The sequence below is a fragment of the Rathayibacter sp. VKM Ac-2759 genome, assembly GCF_009834225.1.
Classification (GTDB): domain Bacteria; phylum Actinomycetota; class Actinomycetes; order Actinomycetales; family Microbacteriaceae; genus Rathayibacter.
The window spans coordinates 1724690-1742170 of the sequence record NZ_CP047176.1 but is presented as its reverse complement, the minus strand read 5'-3'; the positions used below and the strand labels follow the sequence as shown (position 1 = coordinate 1742170).

The following is a 17481-nucleotide window of genomic DNA, read 5'->3' as shown; positions in this document are numbered from 1 at the left end:
CTCACGACTCCGCGTCCCACAGGGCGCGGTAGCGGGCCGCGCGCTCGTCGTCCGGCGCGATGCCGTACTCCTCCAGCAGCAGGGGCTCGAGCCCGTCGCCGTAGTTCCAGCGGAGGCTCATCGCCGCGATCGCGAGGTCGGCCCACCGGTCGCCGACCCCCAGGTCTCCGACGTCCACGATCCCGCTCCAGTGCCCGTCGTCGTCCAGCAGCGTGTTGGGCGCGCAGGCGTCGCCGTGCACCACCACGGGGTCGGCGGGCAGCGGAGGCGCGCCCAGCCGCTCGACGCGGCGATCGAACCACGAGCCCCCGCGCAGCGAGGCCGGCACCTCGGCCACCGGCAGCGCGTGCACCGCGCGCAGTCCCGCCGCGATCGCCCGCACCGCTGTCCCGGGCTCCGCGATCCACCGCGGCGAGACCGCGCTCTCCCCCGGCAGCGCCCGCGTCAGCAGCCACTCCCCGCCGTCCCCGCGCCCGTGCTCGAGCAGCACCGGAGCCGGGATCCTGCCCTCGAGCCAGCGCAGCCGCTCCGCCTCCCGGCCGAGATCGACGCCGGCCGAGTCGGGGCTCCACTTCAGGTAGCCGTCCCGCACGCGGAAGGTGAGCCCGTCGAGCTGGTTCCGCCAGACGAGCCGCGGAGCGGCACCGCCGTTCCTCGCGAGCGCGATCGGAGGGAGAGCGAGGTCGCCGAGGGACCACTGCCGCGAGAGATCCGGACCGGTCATCGCGCCAGGCTACCGAACGGTCTTGTCTGTGGTCGGACCACAGGATATCGTGTGGTCCGACCACAGAGAGGGGTGAGGCGGATGAGCGACCGCGCCTGGGAGACCGTGCTGGCGCACGTCGAGGGCCTGCTGCTCACCGGCGTCCTCTCGCCGGGCGACCGCCTCCCCGGAGAGCGCGTGCTCGCCCTCGAGCTCGGAGTCGGCCGCTCCTCCGTCCGCGAGGCCGTCCGCGTCCTCGAGGTGATGGGCCTCGTCCGCACCCGAGCCGGCTCCGGGCCCACCGCGGGCGCCGTCATCGTCGCGCGCCCCACCGGCGGCATGAGCGCGCTGCTGCGCCTCCAGGTCGCCGCGAGCGGCTTCGCCGTCGAGGACGTGGTGCGCACCCGCCTCGTGCTCGAGACGGCCGTCGTCGACGATCTCGCCCGCACCGTGGGCATCGCGCTCGACGACAGCCGCGAGCTCCTCGACGCGATGGACGCCGGGACGCTCGACCACGACGCCTTCCTCGCCCTCGACCAGCAGTTCCACCTCTCGCTCGCAGAGGCGTCGGGCAACGCCGTGATCGCCGCGATGACCGCGGGTCTCCGCGACGCCGTCGAGAGCTACGTGCTCGAGGCGGCCCGCTCGCTGCCCGACTGGGCGAGCACCCGCGACCGCCTCCGCCGCGAGCACCGCGCCCTGGTCGACGCCATCGACGCCGCCGACCCCGAGCTCGCCCGCTCCCTCGTCCACCGCCACATCTCCGGCTACTACGCCGAGACCCACCTCACCGCGAAGAAGGACTGACCATGGTCGACCGCCGAATCCCGAAGGTGCGCGATCTCGCGCCCCTGATGCAGTTCAAGACGCCCGAGCTCGATCTCAAGAAGGCCCGGCTCGACAAGGCGCTGACCGTCTACGACCTCCAGCGCATCGCCCGGCGCCGCACGCCGAAGGCCGCCTTCGACTACACGGAGGGGGCCGCGGAGGCGGAGATCTCGCTCGGTCGCGCCCGCCAGGCCTTCGAGGACATCCAGTTCAACCCGGCGGTGCTGCGCGACGTGTCCCAGGTGCGCACCGGCTGGGACGTCCTCGGCGCCCCCGTGTCACTCCCCTTCGGCATCGCCCCGACCGGCTTCACCCGGATGATGCAGACGGAGGGCGAGATCGCCGGAGCCCGGAACGCCGCCAAGTGGGGCATCCCGTTCTCCCTCTCCACGATGGGCACGACCGCCATCGAGGATGTGAAGGCGGCGAATCCGCACGGCCGCAACTGGTTCCAGCTCTACATGTGGAAGGACCGCGACCGCTCGATGGCGCTCGTCGACCGTGCCGCCGCCTCCGGCTACGACACCCTGCTGGTCACCGTCGACGTCCCCGTCGCCGGCGCGCGCCTCCGCGACAAGCGCAACGGCTTCTCCATCCCCCCGCAGCTGACCCGCGGCACCGTCGTCAACGCTCTGCCGCGCCCCTGGTGGTGGATCGACTTCCTCACCACCGAGCCGCTCTCGTTCGCCTCCCTCGACCGCTGGTCGGGGACCGTCGGCGAGCTGCTCGACACCATGTTCGACCCGACGGTCGGCTTCGACGACCTGGCCTGGATCCGCGACCAGTGGCCCGGGAAGGTCGTCGTCAAGGGCATCCAGACGGTGGACGACGCCCGCCGCGTCGCCGAGCTGGGCATCGACGGTATCGTGCTCTCGAACCACGGCGGCCGCCAGCTCGACCGCGCCCCGATCCCGTTCCACCTGCTCCCGGAGGTGGTCCGCGAGGTCGGCTCGTCGGGCATGGAGGTCCACCTCGACACCGGCATCATGTCGGGAGCCGACATCGTCGCCGCGATCGCGCACGGCGCCCGGTTCACGCTCGTCGGCCGCGCGTACCTCTACGGCCTGATGGCCGGCGGCGAGGCGGGCGTCAACCGGATGATCGAGATCCTCTCCGAGCAGATCACCCGCACGATGCGCCTCCTGGGCGTCACCTCGCTCGAGGAGCTGACCCCCGAGCACGTCACCCAGCTCCAGCGCCTGGCCCCGCGCGCCCTCTCCCCTCAGCTGACCCTCTGATCCCCTCCGCGAGATGCCACTCCGGTACGCCGCACGCCGTGCGGGGCGTACCGGAGTGGCATCTCGCGGAGCCCGTCGGCGGGCGCGGGTCAGCGGCGCCGGAGGTAGCGCAGCAGAAGGGTGTCGCCGGAGGCGAGCACGTGCGCCAGCCGCTGATCCCGGGCACCCGGCAGCGCCCCGCGCGCGATGCGGCCGGCGTCGCCCGACTCGAGCGTCGGGCTCAGCGTCAGGTCGAGCTCGTCCACCGCGTCGTCCGCCAGCAGCGCGCCGAGCAGCGCCGGTCCGCCCTCGCAGTGGATCCGGGCCAGCCCGCGCTCGGCCAGGGCGTCGCGCATCCGCGGGGCGTCCAGCGCGTCCTCGCCGCAGACGAGCACCTCGGCGACCTCCGCGAGCCGGTCGCGCCGGCCCACGGGTGAGCGCCCCGTGGTCACCACCACCGGCCGCACCGGCGCCTCGGTGAAGATCCGCGACCCCGCGTCGAGCTCGAGCGAGCCGGAGACGATCGCGAAGACCGGGTGCGGAGGCAGCCCCGCCGCCGCGCGTGCGGTCGCGGCCTCCTCGCCCAGCACCATCGGGCCGTAGCCCTCCGCGCGCACCGTGCCCGCGGCCACCAGGACCACATCGGCCAGCCGGCGCAGCAGATCGAAGACGCGCAGGTCGGCCTCGCCTCCGAGGGCGCCCGACACTCCGTCGTGCGTCACCGCTCCGTCGATGCTCGAGACGAAGTTCACGCGGAGCCACCGCTCGGCCGCCTCCCGGGAGTACAGCGCGAGCAGCGCGTCGTCGTCGAGGTCCGCGCCCGCAGAGGGGTGCAGGAGGTCGATCGCCGCGCTCACGCGCCCGCCTCCTCGATGTTGTGCCGCAGGTAGGCCGGCGCGCGCCAGCCGAGCACGGCCTCCGTCAGCCGCACCGCGTCGACCGCCTGCCGCACGTCGTGCATCCGCACGATCCGCGCCCCGTTCAGAATGCAGATCACCGCGGCCGCGAGGGAGCCCTCGAGCCGCTCCCCCTGCGGCCGGTCGAGCGTCTCGCCGATGAAGTCCTTGTTCGACACCGCCGCCAGCACCGGGTACCCCAGCGCCGCCACCTCGCCGAGCCGGCGGGTCAGCTCCAGGGTGTGCAGGGTGTTCTTGTTCAGGTCGTGCCCGGGGTCCACGATGATCCGCTCCGGGGGCACTCCCGCGGCCAGCGCGCGCTCCACGCGGTCCCGGAGGAAGGCGACCACCGTCGCGACGACGTCGTCGTACTCCGGCCGGGTCGGCTCGCTCCGCGGCGCGCCCATGCTGTGCGTGACGACCAGCTGAGCCGCCGAGGAGGCGACGACCTCGAGCATCCGCGGATCGTGCAGCCCGCTGGTGTCGTTGACGACGCAGGCGCCCTCGTCGATGCTCGCTCGGGCCACCTCGGAGCGGGTCGTGTCGACCGAGATCACCACGTCGCTCCGCTCGCGGATGCCCGCGACCACGGGCACGACCCGGTCGATCTCCTCCTGCAGCGACACCGCCGGTCCCCGGCCGAACGGCACTCCGCCGATGTCGACCCAGTCGGCCCCGAGCTCGGCGGCCCGCACGGCGGCGTCGACCGCCCGGTCGAGCGCGAACGTCGACCCCCTGTCGTAGAACGAGTCGGGAGTGCGGTTCACCACCGCCATCACGGCGACCTCGCGCTCGAAGTCGAACTCGCGTGCGCCGATGATGCGCGTCATCGTCCAGTCGTCCTCTCGGGATCCCCGTGCCGATCGGTCGTCGGCGCCGCCCACCCTAGACGAGCCGACCCCTGGCGGGGCTGATGCCCGGATCGTCGCTCGCCGGATGCGGCGGGTCGAGTCGCTGCTCGCCCTCGAGGAGCACCTGGAACAGCACGTGGTCCTGCCACTCGCCGGCGATCCGGAGGTACCGGCGGGCGATACCGATCCGCTCGAACCCGTTGTGCTCGAGCACCGTCTGCGATCCGCGGTTGTGCAGGAGCGTCCCGGCCTGCACGCGGTGCAGCCGCAGCTCGTCCCTCGCGATCCGGAGCGTCTCCCCGACGGCCCGCGTCATCAGCCCGCGGCCCTGGAGGGACGCGTCGAGCCAGTAGCCGAGGTCGGCGCTGTCGAAGGCGCCGCGGACCACGTTCGACAGCGTGAGGCGTCCGACGATCTCGCCGCCGCGCTCGAGCACCAGCGGCAGCACACTGCCGGCCCGGTGAGCGAAGAGGACGTCGGCGATGGCGTCGGTCTGTCCGCCCGCCTCGAAGAAGCGCACCGAGCGCACGGGCTCCCAGGGCTCGAGGTGCCGGCGGTTGCGACGGTAGGCGCTCGCGAGCGCGGGACCGTCCTCGCGGGCGATCAGCCGGAGCCAGGTGGAGTCGTCGAGTGCGATCGGGGCGGTCATCGCGACGAGAGTAGTCGTTACCCGGTCGGCTCGCGCGGAACCGGGCAGAAGGGGCGCCGTCGCCGGAGCAGCCGGCTCCCGCCACTCCTCGGTCGGGGACCTCCGGGAACGAGAGAACCCCCGGCCGCGGGGGCCGGGGGTTCTGGTGGTGGGCGATACTGGGATCGAACCAGTGACCTCTTCCGTGTCAGGGAAGCGCGCTACCGCTGCGCCAATCGCCCGTTGCTCCGTGAAGAGCGCCTCGCTCGGTGAACGATCGAGGTGGATACGGGATTCGAACCCGTGTATACGGCTTTGCAGGCCGCTGCCTCGCCTCTCGGCCAATCCACCGTGTACGGGATTCGGTGTCGGCGGCCCGAGGGCCGACCAGGCGGGAGGACACCCTGGGGTGCTCCCGACCACTGTTCTTCAGAAATACCGGCCCGGAGGCCGGTATTCGAGCGGATGACGAGATTCGAACTCGCGACCCTCACCTTGGCAAGGTGATGCGCTACCGCTGCGCCACATCCGCATGGAGGTCTTGCTGGTCTTGCTGGTTTGTCGTGCACTTCGCCGGTCTTGCTTCTTGCCTGTCTTGCTTCTTGCCTGTCTCACCCGGCGCTTTCGCTCCCCGGCTCGACCTAGAAGACTGTATCCGACGGCCGCACGAGAATCCAAATCGAGCGCGCGCCGATCTCGGCCGCGGTGGCGCCTTCCCCGTCTTTCCGCGCGAAACCCGCCCGACACATCCCGTTCACCCGGGCGTGGTGCCCCGGAGTGGTGCATCGCGCCCCGGCGGATCCGCTACGATCCTTACTCGGGTCGTCCACAAGACGGCCTCCTGGGCGATTGGCGCAGTTGGTAGCGCGCTTCCTTCACACGGAAGAGGTCATCGGTTCGAGTCCGGTATCGCCCACCCTCACCCCCGGCCTCCCGCCGGGGGTTTTCTCGTGCCCCCGGAGGTCGACCCCGCGATGATGGGCCGCTCGCACGCCGTCTCCGGCGCCCTCGCCTGGGCGATCGCCACCTCCGTGCCGGCGATCGCGGGGCCGCTCGGGCTCGGCTCCCTGCCCCTCGATCTGCAGCTCGTGGGCCTCGGTGTCACCGCCGGCTGGGCCCTCGCACCGGATGCCGACCACGCGCGCGCCACGATCTCCCGCTCGGCGCCCGGCGCCTCGCTGCTGACAGCGACCGCCGGGCGCATCAGCGGCGGCCACCGGCACGGGATGCACTCGCTCCTGGCGATCGCGGTGGTCTGGTACCTGGTGCCGGTCCTGACGGAGCTCCGCTTCCCGGTGCCGCTCGTCGGACCGGTCTCGCTCGCCGCCCTCCTGACGCTCCCCGCCCTGGCGTTCGCCGCGAAGGCGATCAGGGCGGCACCGTCCTGGCCGATCGCCTGGGCGGGCGCGGTCGTCGTCACGGCCCTCCTGATCGGCCTCGCCGACGGCACCTGGGCGTGGCTCCGGGTCGCCGCGACCCTCGGCTACCTCGTGCACGTGGCGGGCGACGCCCTCACGACCGAGGGGATCAACTGGCTCTGGCCCCTCCGCATCCGCTCGCCGCGCTGGGTGCGGCGCACGCCGCTGCGCCACCTCTGGACCTCCGGCGGCTACGCCGCGGTCCCCGTGCTCGGATCGGCGGGCTCCTGGCGCGAGACGATCCTCTACTGGCTGATGTCGGGCGCGACGATCGTCCTGACCGCCGCCGGCGTCACCGCCGCTCTCTCCTGAGGGCTCGACGCGCTCCTCAGAACACCTTCCCCGGGTTCATGATCCCGAGCGGGTCGAAGACCGCCTTGATGCCCTGCTGCAGCGCCATCGAGTCCTCGCCCAGCTCCTCCGCCAGCCAGCGCCGCTTGAGCAGCCCCACCCCGTGCTCCCCCGTCAGCGTGCCGCCCAGGGCGACGGCCGTGCGGAAGAGCTCGGCGGCCGCCTCCCAGACCTCCTCGCCGACGACCGTGGCACCGGCGGGCAGGACGAAGTTCGGGTGCAGGTTGCCGTCGCCCGCGTGGGCGACGGTCGGGATGCTGAGTCCTGTGCGCGCCTCGATGTCCCGGATCGCGGCGAACATCGCCGGCAGCGCCGAGCGCGGCACGCAGACGTCCTCGATCAGCACCTCGCCCACGGCCTCGAGGGCCGGATGGAATCCGCGCCGCACCGCCAGCAGCGCCTCGCCCGCCACGGGGTCGTCGGTCGACTCGGCGACGCCCCCGGCCCCGGTCACGATGTCGAGGATCCGCCGCGCCTCCTCGGCCGCTCCCCCGCCGTCGGTCTGGATGAGCAGGTAGGAGCGTCCGCGGTCCATCGCGACGCCGGTGTGCCGCGAGATCGCCGCGAGCGCCGCCTCGTCCATCAGCTCCATCACGGCCGGGCGGAGGCGCGCCGCCGTGATCGCGGCGGAGGCGGAGGCCGCGTCGACCACGCTCTCGAAGTAGGCGCCGATCGTCACCACGGCGCCGACCGGGATCGGCCGCAGCTTCACCGTCGCCTCGACGATCACGCCGAGGGTCCCCTCCGAGCCGGTGAGCAGCGCGGTGAGGTCGTAGCCGGTCACTCCCTTGACACTGCGGCGCCCGGTGCGGACCAGGCGGCCGTCGGGGAGCACCACCGCGAGCCCGAGCACGGCCTCGCGGGTGACCCCGTACTTCGCGCACAGCAGCCCGCCCGCGTTCGTCGCGATGTTCCCGCCGATGCTCGAGATCGCCTTGCTCGCGGGATCGGGCGAGAAGACCAGCCCGTCGGCGGCGACGGCGTCCGAGAGCGCCTGGTTGAGCACGCCGGGCTCGACGACCGCGAGCTCGTCCTCGAGCGAGATCTCGAGGATCCGGTCCATCCGCGCCGTCGAGAGCACGATCGCCCCGGCGGTCGCGACGGCGCCCGCGGCGAGCCCCGTCCCCGCTCCGCGCGGCACGACCGGCACCCGGTGCCGCGTCGCGAACCGGAGGGTCGCCTGCACGTCCCCGATCGAGCGCGCGGTGACCAGCGCGAGCGCTCGCCCCTCGCTCGTCCAGCCGGACTTGTCGGTGTGCACGGCCTCGAAGCCGGGTCCGTCGGTGGAGACGGCCTCCCCCAGCTCGTCGCGCAGCAGCGCCAGGAGGTCGGTGCTCGCCGGGATCTGCGTGCTCATGGTCCACTCCGGGTGCTCGCGGTCGGGTCCCCCGATCCTTCCACGGCGGCGGTGCAGGATGGAGGGATGACGGCACTCACGAGCGCGGGCCTGCTCCTGCACCGGGCGGGGCCGGGCGGTGCCGAGGTGTTCCTCGGCAGGATGGGCGGCCCCTTCTGGGTCCGCCGTCCGCGCGCCTGGTCGATCCCGAAGGGACTGCACACCCCCGAGGAGGAGCCGCTCGCCGCGGCCCGCCGGGAGTTCGAGGAGGAGATCGGCGCCCCGCCGCCCGATGTCGACTACGCCCTGCTCGGCACGTTCCGCCAGAGCAGCGGCAAGCTCGTGACGGTGTTCGCCGGGCCCGGCGACGACCGGGTCGTCTTCGTCGCGAGCAACACCTTCGCGCTCGAGTGGCCGCGCGGCTCCGGAGTCGTCCGGGACTTCCCCGAGATCGAGACGGCCCGCTGGGTCCCCCTCGCCGAGGCCCGCACCCTCCTGGTCGCCGGGCAGCTCCCCGCCCTCGACGCCCTCGAGTCGTCCCTGCCCGCCGGGTAGGACCCGCGGCTCCTGCCCTCCGGAGAGCTGACGCGGCGGGTCCGGTCGTCCCCGCCTGCGGCCCGCGTTCGCGGACCCGGCTGCACGCTCGCCCACCCCGCCGATCGAGGAGCGCGCGCATCGGGATCCCGCACGGTCAACAGCCGGACCCCGCAGCCCCCACCGACGCCAGATCCCGGCGAAGCCCCTGGAGAGCCGCGGCAGCAAGAACACCGGTGGTCGCCGCCAGCGGGCGCCCCTTCTCGAGGTCCCGGCCCTTCGACAGCTCAGTACAGGTCGAGGTCCGCCGGCGTCAGGGGCACCGACACGTCGTCGTCCGAGTAGACCGGCGACGGTCCGCTGAGGCGGCCCGTGCGTGCGCGCAGCTCGGCGACGAGCGTCTCGTCCACGATCTCGTCGGCGAGAGTGTGCTCCTCCGACACGAGCATCTGGCTCGCCGGGCCGAGCAGGAGCCGCACGTGGCCGACAGCGCCCTCGTGCAGGGCCGGCACGTCGACCGTGTCGGCCGTCGACGTCATCGCGAGGACGCGCGCGTACTCGATCACGGCGAGGGCGATGTCGTCGCCCGTGACGACGCTCTCCTCCGCGTAGTGGATGCGTCTCACGGTCTGCCCCTCTGCGGCGGGATCCGTGCCCCTGCCTGCACTCCAGAGTCGCACGCGGCCACCCGCCCGGCGGCGGCGGGGCGGACATCCGACGGGGGCTTTACAGCGACGGCCGGGCGTGCGCGGCCCGGCGTCAGTCGGCCGCGGAGTAGACCCGGAGTCCCAGAGGGACGATGCGGACGCTCGTGCGCTCGAAGCCGTCGGGCTCGCCGTCGAACTCCTCGGTCTCGCCGTCGTGCGCCCAGCCCGGGTCGTCGCCGCCGGGTCGGCGGGCCTGGACGGTGAGCCGGTCGGTCGAGAACGACTCGACGACCGGCGCGCGCCAGCCGGGCACCCGGCTGACGACGGGCGTGGCGGTGCGTCCGAGGACGAGCGAGAGCGCGCCGCGGGTGCGCGGAGAGCGCCCGGCGTGCAGGATCCGCACGTCGAGCTGGCCGTCGTCGAGGCGCCGGCGGGCGAGGGGCGCGGCGGTCCGCGGGTGCTCCTGGTTCACCCCGACGAAGTACGACCAGACCCGGTCGGTGCCCTCATCGCGCTTCAGATCGAACGGATCGGCGCCGCGCACCACCCGGAACGCCGCGAGGACCGCTGCCAGCGGCTTCCCGATCACCTTCTCGTGCTTCTCCCGAGCGGCGACGAACTCCGGGTAGATCCCGATCGACACGGTGTTCAGCACCGTGACGGGCTCCCCGTCGCCGGCGCGCACCTCGGCCACGTCCACGTCCCGCCGCTCGCCGAACGCGGCGGCGTCGAGGGCGTCCTCGACGGTGACGAGCCCGAGCGCCTTGGCGAAGTGGTTCATCGTCCCGCCGGGGAGCACCAGGAGCGTCATCCCCTCGTTCCGCGCGAGGGCCGCGCCGACCGCCATCGTGCCGTCGCCTCCGTAGACCCCGAGAACCTCCGGAGGCGCGTCGCCGGCTCGCGCGGCCCGCACGACCTCCGCCAGGTCCTCCCCCTCCGTCAGACGGTGCACGGTCGCCGCGGGGAAGCGCCCGAGGATCATCGGCTCCGGATCCGGCCGGTGCGAGTCGCGCCCGGCGCTGGGGTTCAGCACGACGAGCAGCTCCGCGCCGTCGCCGAGGGGGCGCCGGTCGACGGGAGGCCGACCCGCCCGCTCCGACACGGGGACGTGCCGCGGCGACGCCGGAACCAGGAGCCTCCCGAGCCCGGCGACGGTGGCGCCGAGAGCCGCGCCCCCGACGACGTCCGACAGCCAGTGCACCCCGACGTGCAGCCGCGAGAACGCGACCGTGGCCGCGAGCGGCGCGACCAGCGCGCCGGCACGCGGCGACTCGAGGGCGACGCCGACCGCGAAGGCGGCGGCGCTCGCCGCGTGACCGGAGGGGAACGAGGGCGAGGACGGCACCGTCGCCAACCGCCGGCCGACCGGCACGTCCACGATCAGCGGTCGGGCGCCTCCGAAGACGTTCTTGCCGATGGCGTTCGCGAGAGCGCTCGCGACCAGCAGCGACCCCGTGCCGCGCAGCGCCTCCCTGGGCCGTCCTGCGAGCACCAGCAGCGCCCCGAGCCCGAACCACAGCACGCCGTGGTCGGCCGCCCTGGACGCCGCGACCAGCACGCCGTCCACGACCGCGGAGGGACGGCGCGCGTTGAGCCGCCGAGCCGCCCGCGCGTCGATCCGCCGCACCCGCCTCGGGATCGCTCCGATCCTCCGGAGCAGGACGGTCGGAGGACGGGTGCCGCGGAGAGCCATCGCCCCAGACTAGGAGTCACCGCCGAGAGGTCGCCGAGCCCGAGCTCAGACCTCGCCGAACCCCGACTCGATCAGCCCCGCGAGCCGCGAGACGGCCTCGTCCGCCTGGGCACCGGTCGCCGAGATCAGGACGTCGTCGCCGCGGTCGAGTCCGAGCGACATCACGCCGAGCAGGCTCGTGGCGTCCTTGCCGTTCACATCGATCCGCGCGTCGAAGGTGGTCGCGAGCGTCACGAACTCTGCGGCGGGGCGGGCGTGGAGTCCGTTGGGATTGATCAGCCGGACGCTGCGCCGCACACCTCCCGACTGCTCGACCGGCGCGACCGGCTCCTCGGCGGAGGACCCCCGCGCCGACTCCCCCGCCCTCACCACCTCGTCGAGGGACGCCCCGGTCGCGGCGGCGACGGCCGCGGCCACCGCACCCTCGACCAGCGGGGCGTCGACGATGCGGACCCGCTCCCGCGCCTCGTCGTCGAGGAACTCCACCGCGGTCTCGGCGGTCATGATGGCCGACCCGAGGTCGCAGAGCACGACGGCGCCGTCACCGGAGTCGGCCTCCTCGAGCGCCGCCGCGATCTTCTCGAAGCTCGTGCCGATGCCGTCGTCGTCGGTGCCGCCCGCGGCCACGAGGGCGACGGACGGGGCCATCTGCGCCGCCAGCTCGACCAGCCCGCGGGCGATCAGGGAGCTGTGCGAGACGAGGACCAGCCCGACGCTCACGCGGCGGCCTCGGCCGCGGCGCGCAGCAGCAGGACCGTCGAGACGCTGCCCGGATCGCGGTGCCCGATAGCCCGCTCCCCCAGGTAGCTCGCGCGACCCTTCCGGGCGACGAGCGGATCCGTCGACTCCGACCCGCGCTCGGCGCCCTCGACCGCGGCGGCCAGCACGGCCTGCGGCGACCCGCCGGCCGCGACCACCGCGTCGGCCGCGTCCACGGCCGGCGTCCACGCGTCGATCATCGTCTTGTCGCCGACCTCGGCCTTGCCCCGGAGCACGATCCCGTCGCGCGCCGCGGTCAGCAGGGCGACCACATCGGCGCCCTCGAGGGCGTCCCTGCCCGCGATCGCCCCGGACGCCTTGAGGAACGCCGTCCCGAACAGCGGTCCGGAGGCGCCTCCCACCGTCGAGATCAGCGTCGTCGCCACGAGCTTCAGCACGTCGCCCGGGGTCGCGACGGAGGCGGCGTCCAGCTTCGCGAGCACCGCCTGGAACCCGCGGTCCATGTTCTCGCCGTGGTCGCCGTCGCCGATCGCCCGATCGAGGGTGATCAGCTCGACGCGGTGCTCCGCGATCGAGTCCGCGGCCCTCCGCATCCAGGCCGTCGCCCATCCCGCATCGAGAGCCGGGGCTCCGTGTCCGTCCTGCATCGTCGCTCCTTCGCTGTGCGGTGCATCCGCACCGGTGTCGTCCGTGGTGGGTCGCTCCCGGCCCGTCATCGTCCCCATCGCAGCGCCGCGGTCTGCACCGGGGCGTCCCACAGCTCGGTGAGCGCGTCGTCGAGCTTCAGCACGCTCAGCGAGAAGCCCTGCATCTCGAGCGACGTGACGAAGTTCCCGACGAGACTGCGCACGACGCGGATCCCCTTCTCCTCGAGGACCTCGGCCGCGCGCCGGTAGGCGATGTACAGCTCGATCTGCGGAGTGCCGCCCATGCCGTTCACGAAGAGCAGCACCTCGTCGCCGGAGGAGAAGGGCAGATCCTCGAGGATCGGCCCGAGGATGCGGTCCACGATCCGGTCGGCCGGCTCGAGAGCGATCTTCTCGCGCCCGGGCTCGCCGTGGATCCCGATGCCGATCTCGATCTCGTTCTCGCCCAGCTCGAAGCTCGGCTCGCCCGCGTGCGGCACGATGCACGGCGTCAGTGCCACGCCCATCGAGCGGACGCCGGCGTTCACCGCCTCGGCGATCGACGCCACCTCGTCGAGGGTGTCGCCCCGCTCGGCGGCCGCTCCCGCGATCTTCTCGACGAGCACCGTGCCGGCCACACCGCGGCGACCCGCCGTGTAGAGGGAGTCCTTCACCGCGACGTCGTCGTCGATGACGACCGAGCGCACCTCGATGCCCTCGGCACCGGCGAGGTCGGCCGCCGTCTCGAAGTTGAGCACGTCGCCCGTGTAGTTCTTCACGATGTGCAGGACGCCCGCGCCCCCGTCGACGGCCTGCGTGGCGGCCACGATCGGGTCGGGGGTGGGCGAGGTGAACACCGCTCCGGGCACGGCGGCGTCGAGCATCCCGTGACCGACGAAGCCGGCGTGCAGCGGCTCGTGCCCGCTGCCGCCGCCGCTCACGATCCCGACCTTCCCCGAGCGGGGAGCGTCGCTGCGCACGACGAACAGCGGGTCGGTCTCGACCCGTACCAGGTCGGCGTGCGCGAGGCCGAATCCGGCCACCGACTCCGTGACGACGTTCTTCGGGTCGTTGATGAGCTTCTTCATCGAGGTCTCCTCCAGGGTCCGCCCACCGCGGTCGGCGGCCCTGTCCTCGGGCGATCCGGCGCGTGGTGGAGCGCGGTCCGCACCGTCGCGGACAGCGCTCCCACGTTACGCCCTGGCTCCCCGTGGGATCGGGACTTTCGGACCGCCGGTCAGTCGACGCGCCGCGTCTCCTGCACCCACTCCTCGAGCTTCGCGGTCGCGGCTCCGGAGTCGACGGCCTGGGCGGCCCGCTCCATCGCCGCGCGGAAGCGGTCGAGGATCGGCGTCCTGATCAGCGAGGGGTCGCGGGCGAGGTCGAAGGAGATGAGGCCCGCAGCCGCGTTGAGGAGGACGATGTCCCGCACCGCTCCCTCCTCTCCCCCCAGCACCGCGCGCACGACGCTCGCGTTGTAGGCGGCGTCCCGTCCGCGCAGCTCGTCGATGCGCGCCCGGCGCACCCCGAGATCGCGGGGATCGAGGTCGTGCTCGACGACGGACCCGCGCGAGACCTCCCAGATGTGGCTGTGCCCGGTGGTGGTCAGCTCGTCGAGGCCGTCGTCGCCGCGGAACACCAGCGCCGTCGCCCCGCGCGTCTGGAACACGCCGACGAAGAGCGGGACCCGGTCGAGGTGCGCCACGCCGACGGCCGACGCCTCCGGGCGGGCCGGGTTGCACAGCGGCCCGAGCAGGTTGAAGACCGTGGGCACTCCGAGCTCGGCGCGCACGGCGCCGGCGTGGCGGAAGCCCGGGTGGAACATCGCGGCGAAGACGAAGGCGATCCCCGTGCGCCGGAACGCCTCGGCGACCCGCTCGGACGACAGCGTCAGGTCGACCCCGAGGGCGGCGAGGACGTCGGAGGACCCCGAGGAGGAGGACGCCGCGCGGTTGCCGTGCTTGATCACCGGTGTCCCGGCAGCCGCGGCGATGATCGACGCGGTCGACGAGATGTTGACCGTGCCGAAGCGGTCCCCGCCCGTCCCCACGATGTCCAGCGCCATCGGGTCCACGGCCAGCGGCACCGCGTGCTCGAGGATCGCGTCGCGGAAGCCGACGATCTCGTCGACCGTCTCGCCCTTCGCCCGCAGCGCCACGAGGAGGCCCGCGACCTGCGCGGGGGTCGCAGCCCCCTGCATGACCTGCTCCATGGCCCAGGTGGCCTCCGAGACGCTGAGATCGGAGGACTCGAGGAGCGAGCTGAGAATGCGCGGCCAAGACAGGGTTTCCGACATGGCTCTCAGATTATGCGACGGCGAAGGCGGTACGGGAAGTGCGAGTTCACCCTCCTGCCATCGGCCATAATGGTCTGTGTGACGAGCACCTCTCTCTCCCCCACGGCCTCCGCGCCCGTAGTGAACCGACCCAACCCGGTCGCGGTCGGAACGATCGTCTGGCTGGGCAGCGAGGTCATGTTCTTCGCGGGCCTCTTCGCGATCTACTTCACCCTGCGCAGCACGTCGCCCGAGCTCTGGGCGGCCGAGACGGGCATCCTCAACGTGCCCTACGCGACGGTGAACACGATCATCCTGGTCGCGTCCTCCTTCACCTGCCAGGCGGGAGTGTTCGCCGCCGAGCGCCTCCAGCCGCGCGCCACGGGCATGAGCCCGCTCAAGTGGGGCATGGTCGAGTGGTTCTTCCTCACCTACGCGCTGGGCGCCGTGTTCGTCTCGGGTCAGGTCTTCGAGTACGCGACCCTCGTCTCCGAGGGCGTCAGCCTCTCGAGCAACGCCTACGGCTCCGCGTTCTACATCACCACCGGGTTCCACGCGCTGCACGTCACCGGCGGTCTGATCGCCTTCCTCCTCGTCATCGGCCGCGGCTTCGCGGTCAAGAACTTCGGCCACAAGGAGGCGACCAGCGCGATCGTCGTCTCCTACTACTGGCACTTCGTCGACGTCGTCTGGGTCGCCCTGTTCGTCGTCATCTACTTCCTCAAGTGACCCGAGTGGCACCGATGGACTCCACCCCCGATCCCCGCAGGAAGGTTGCCTCGATGGCCTCCCCGAAGACGAAGAGCCGCGCCAAGAAGGGTCGCCGCCACCCTCTCGCCACGCTGGCCCTGATCGCCATCGGCCTCGGCCTGACGGGCGGCACCTACGCGGCCGTCGGCGTCGCCACCTCGGCCTCCGCCGAGACGTCGGCGAACAGCCAGCAGACGATCGACGAGGGCTCGAAGCTCTTCGCCGCGAACTGCGCGACCTGCCACGGTCTCGACGCCGCCGGCACCGACAACGCCCCGTCGCTCATCGGCGTCGGCGCCGCCTCGGTCGACTTCCAGGTCGGCACCGGTCGCATGCCCATGCAGATGCAGGGGCCGCAGGCGCTCGAGAAGCCCGTCCAGTTCACCGACGAGCAGGTCGCCGAGCTGGCCGCCTACGTCGCCTCCCTCGCTCCCGGCCCCGCGATCCCCGAGGGCGAGGTCCTCGACGGCCAGGGCGACACCGCCAACGGCGCCGAGCTCTTCCGCATCAACTGCGCGATGTGCCACAACGTCGCCGGTGCCGGTGGCGCGCTGACCGAGGGCAAGTTCGCTCCCCCGCTGGGCGGCGTGACCGAGGCGCACATCTACGAGGCGATGGTGACCGGGCCGCAGAACATGCCCGTCTTCAACGACCTCAACATCTCGCCGGAAGACAAGCGCGACATCATCTCGTACCTCAAGTACATCGAGAACAACCCCTCCCCGGGCGGATTCGCGCTCGGCTCCCTCGGACCGGTCGCAGAGGGCCTCTTCCTCTGGATCTTCGGCCTCGGCGCCATCGTGGCGCTGACGGTCTGGATCACCGCCCGATCGAACTAGCGAGCACCTGCGCCCCGACGGGCGCTCCCCGCACGGCATCGAACTGAAGACAGGCACCGACCGTGCCGATGAGGCGCCGGAGACCACGGCGTGAGAAGGAGAACCATGGCAGAGCACGATGAGGGTGGCACGGACCTCGCCACCTCGTCGGCCACCGGGCACGGGACGGCTCCGGCCGGCACCGCGGTCGTGACGCGGGGACGCGTCCAGGACCCGGGTCTCCCGCCGCACCGCCCCCGGATGACCGATCTCGACCCCAAGGTCGAGAAGCGTGCCGAGCGCACGGTGTACACGCTCTTCTACCTGTCGTTCGCGGGCTCCATCTTCGCGGTCGCCGCGTACATGGCCTTCCCGATCACGGAGGACGTCTCGTCGGTCCGCCTGAACACGCTGTTCATCGGGCTCGGCATGTCGCTCGCGCTGCTGGGCATCGGCATCGCCGCCGTCCACTGGGGCAAGCAGCTGATGTCCGACCACGAGGGCATCGACATCCGCCACCCCGTCCGCAGCGCCGAGGACACCCGTGCCCGTGCGCTCGAGATCTTCGACCAGTCCGACAAGGAGTCCGGCTTCGGCCGCCGCTCCCTCGTCCGGAACAGCCTCATCGGCGCCCTGGTCGTCTTCCCCCTGCCCGCCGTGATCCTGTTCCGCGGCCTCGGCCCGCAGGACCAGAACCCCGTCGCCCTCCTCAAGACCACCATGTGGCGCGAGGGCACGAGGCTCACCCTGGACCCCTCCGGTGCCCCGATCCTCGCGTCGGACGTCACCCTGGGCTCCGCCTTCCACGTCATCCCCGAGGGGCTGGACGAGGTCGAGGGCAAGCTGGAGGAGAAGGCCAAGGCCTCCGTCCTCCTGATGCGCCTGAAGCCGGAGGACCTGATCGTCAGCGAGGGTCGCGAGACCTGGAACTACGACGGGATCGTCGCCTACTCCAAGATCTGCACGCACGTCGGCTGCCCCGTGGCGCTGTACGAGCAGCAGACCCACCACCTGCTGTGCCCGTGCCACCAGTCGCAGTTCGACATCACGCGTGAAGCCGCTGTGATCTTCGGACCCGCGAAGCGCCCGCTTCCGCAGCTGCCCATCACCATCGACGACGAGGGCTATCTGGTCGCGCAGAGCGACTTCACGGAGCCCGTCGGTCCGTCCTTCTGGGAGCGATGACTCAC

At 72.7% G+C, this 17481-nt stretch carries 18 protein-coding genes and 4 tRNA genes; 8 read left to right on the top strand and 14 right to left on the bottom strand.

What is annotated here, in order from left to right; genetic code table 11:
* Position 1: 1 nt before the first annotated feature.
* On the bottom strand, positions 2–724 hold the full coding sequence (locus tag GSU68_RS08005) for an aminoglycoside 3'-phosphotransferase (protein ID WP_159907091.1): 723 nt from the start codon (positions 722–724) through the stop codon (positions 2–4).
* A gap of 81 nt (positions 725–805) precedes the next feature.
* Here GSU68_RS08005 and GSU68_RS08000 point away from each other — a divergent pair, with 81 nt between their 5' ends.
* Positions 806–1510, top strand: coding sequence for an FCD domain-containing protein (locus GSU68_RS08000; RefSeq protein ID WP_159907089.1), 705 nt, complete (start codon positions 806–808; stop codon positions 1508–1510).
* Positions 1511–1512: 2 nt separating this feature from the next.
* Complete coding sequence (locus GSU68_RS07995) at positions 1513–2769, top strand: alpha-hydroxy acid oxidase (protein ID WP_159907087.1); 1257 nt, start codon at positions 1513–1515, stop codon at positions 2767–2769.
* A gap of 89 nt (positions 2770–2858) precedes the next feature.
* On the opposite strand, the gene GSU68_RS07990 is transcribed toward GSU68_RS07995, so the two are convergent.
* The 6 genes from GSU68_RS07990 to GSU68_RS07965 all read right to left on the bottom strand — a co-directional run bounded on the left by GSU68_RS07990 (position 2859) and on the right by GSU68_RS07965 (position 5655).
* The gene (locus GSU68_RS07990; protein ID WP_244259433.1) at positions 2859–3605 is read right to left on the bottom strand and encodes a pyrimidine reductase family protein; all 747 of its coding nucleotides are present in this window, start codon (positions 3603–3605) and stop codon (positions 2859–2861) included.
* Complete coding sequence (folP, locus tag GSU68_RS07985; protein WP_159907085.1) at positions 3602–4474, bottom strand: dihydropteroate synthase; 873 nt, start codon at positions 4472–4474, stop codon at positions 3602–3604. Before folP ends, GSU68_RS07990 begins: the two co-directional genes overlap by 4 nt.
* A gap of 55 nt (positions 4475–4529) precedes the next feature.
* A complete protein-coding gene (locus tag GSU68_RS07980; protein ID WP_159907083.1) occupies positions 4530–5144 on the bottom strand; it encodes a GNAT family N-acetyltransferase in 615 nt (204 codons plus the stop codon).
* Positions 5145–5290: 146 nt separating this feature from the next.
* Positions 5291–5365, bottom strand: a tRNA-Val gene (locus tag GSU68_RS07975).
* Between the two features lie 38 nt (positions 5366–5403).
* Positions 5404–5474: transfer RNA gene (locus tag GSU68_RS07970), tRNA-Cys, on the bottom strand.
* A gap of 109 nt (positions 5475–5583) precedes the next feature.
* Positions 5584–5655: transfer RNA gene (locus tag GSU68_RS07965), tRNA-Gly, on the bottom strand.
* Between the two features lie 311 nt (positions 5656–5966).
* Here GSU68_RS07965 and GSU68_RS07960 point away from each other — a divergent pair.
* Both GSU68_RS07960 and GSU68_RS07955 read left to right on the top strand, forming a co-directional pair.
* Positions 5967–6039: transfer RNA gene (locus tag GSU68_RS07960), tRNA-Val, on the top strand.
* 34 nt (positions 6040–6073) lie between these two features.
* Positions 6074–6853, top strand: a complete 780-nt coding sequence (locus GSU68_RS07955) for a metal-dependent hydrolase (RefSeq protein ID WP_159907081.1) — start codon at positions 6074–6076, stop codon at positions 6851–6853.
* A 16-nt stretch (positions 6854–6869) separates the two neighbouring features.
* Here the strand turns inward: GSU68_RS07955 and GSU68_RS07950 are convergent, their stop codons facing one another.
* Positions 6870–8249 carry an FAD-linked oxidase C-terminal domain-containing protein gene (locus GSU68_RS07950; RefSeq protein ID WP_159907080.1) on the bottom strand — a complete coding sequence of 460 codons (1380 nt, stop codon included), beginning with the start codon at positions 8247–8249 and terminating at the stop codon, positions 6870–6872.
* Between the two features lie 66 nt (positions 8250–8315).
* Here GSU68_RS07950 and GSU68_RS07945 point away from each other — a divergent pair, with 66 nt between their 5' ends.
* Entirely contained in the window at positions 8316–8783 is a 468-nt protein-coding gene (locus tag GSU68_RS07945; RefSeq protein WP_159907078.1) for an NUDIX domain-containing protein, read from the top strand.
* A 266-nt stretch (positions 8784–9049) separates the two neighbouring features.
* On the opposite strand, the gene GSU68_RS07940 is transcribed toward GSU68_RS07945, so the two are convergent.
* From GSU68_RS07940 to trpD, 6 genes are all read right to left on the bottom strand, one after another.
* Positions 9050–9388: a hypothetical protein gene (locus GSU68_RS07940; protein ID WP_159907076.1), complete on the bottom strand. Its 339-nt coding sequence runs from the start codon at positions 9386–9388 to the stop codon at positions 9050–9052.
* Between the two features lie 133 nt (positions 9389–9521).
* Positions 9522–11102 (bottom strand): bifunctional phosphatase PAP2/diacylglycerol kinase family protein, encoded by a 1581-nt coding sequence (locus tag GSU68_RS07935; protein WP_159907074.1) that lies wholly within the window; start codon positions 11100–11102, stop codon positions 9522–9524.
* A gap of 45 nt (positions 11103–11147) precedes the next feature.
* The gene (gene dhaM, locus GSU68_RS19675) at positions 11148–11822 is read right to left on the bottom strand and encodes a dihydroxyacetone kinase phosphoryl donor subunit DhaM (RefSeq protein ID WP_208544667.1); all 675 of its coding nucleotides are present in this window, start codon (positions 11820–11822) and stop codon (positions 11148–11150) included.
* On the bottom strand, positions 11819–12469 hold the full coding sequence (gene dhaL, locus GSU68_RS19670) for a dihydroxyacetone kinase subunit DhaL (RefSeq protein ID WP_208544666.1): 651 nt from the start codon (positions 12467–12469) through the stop codon (positions 11819–11821). The genes dhaM and dhaL overlap by 4 nt, the downstream gene beginning before the upstream one ends.
* 65 nt (positions 12470–12534) lie before the next feature.
* Positions 12535–13536 (bottom strand): dihydroxyacetone kinase subunit DhaK, encoded by a 1002-nt coding sequence (dhaK, locus tag GSU68_RS07925; protein ID WP_159907070.1) that lies wholly within the window; start codon positions 13534–13536, stop codon positions 12535–12537.
* Between the two features lie 149 nt (positions 13537–13685).
* On the bottom strand, positions 13686–14744 hold the full coding sequence (trpD, locus tag GSU68_RS07920; protein WP_159907068.1) for an anthranilate phosphoribosyltransferase: 1059 nt from the start codon (positions 14742–14744) through the stop codon (positions 13686–13688).
* A gap of 69 nt (positions 14745–14813) precedes the next feature.
* Here trpD and GSU68_RS07915 point away from each other — a divergent pair, with 69 nt between their 5' ends.
* The 3 genes from GSU68_RS07915 (at position 14814) to GSU68_RS07905 (ending at position 17476) form a co-directional block, all read left to right on the top strand.
* On the top strand, positions 14814–15452 hold the full coding sequence (locus GSU68_RS07915) for a heme-copper oxidase subunit III (RefSeq protein ID WP_159907066.1): 639 nt from the start codon (positions 14814–14816) through the stop codon (positions 15450–15452).
* A 53-nt stretch (positions 15453–15505) separates the two neighbouring features.
* Positions 15506–16312, top strand: a complete 807-nt coding sequence (locus GSU68_RS07910) for a c-type cytochrome (RefSeq protein ID WP_159907064.1) — start codon at positions 15506–15508, stop codon at positions 16310–16312.
* Positions 16313–16417: 105 nt separating this feature from the next.
* Positions 16418–17476, top strand: coding sequence for a Rieske 2Fe-2S domain-containing protein (locus GSU68_RS07905; protein ID WP_159907062.1), 1059 nt, complete (start codon positions 16418–16420; stop codon positions 17474–17476).
* The last annotated feature ends 5 nt before the right edge of the window (positions 17477–17481 follow it).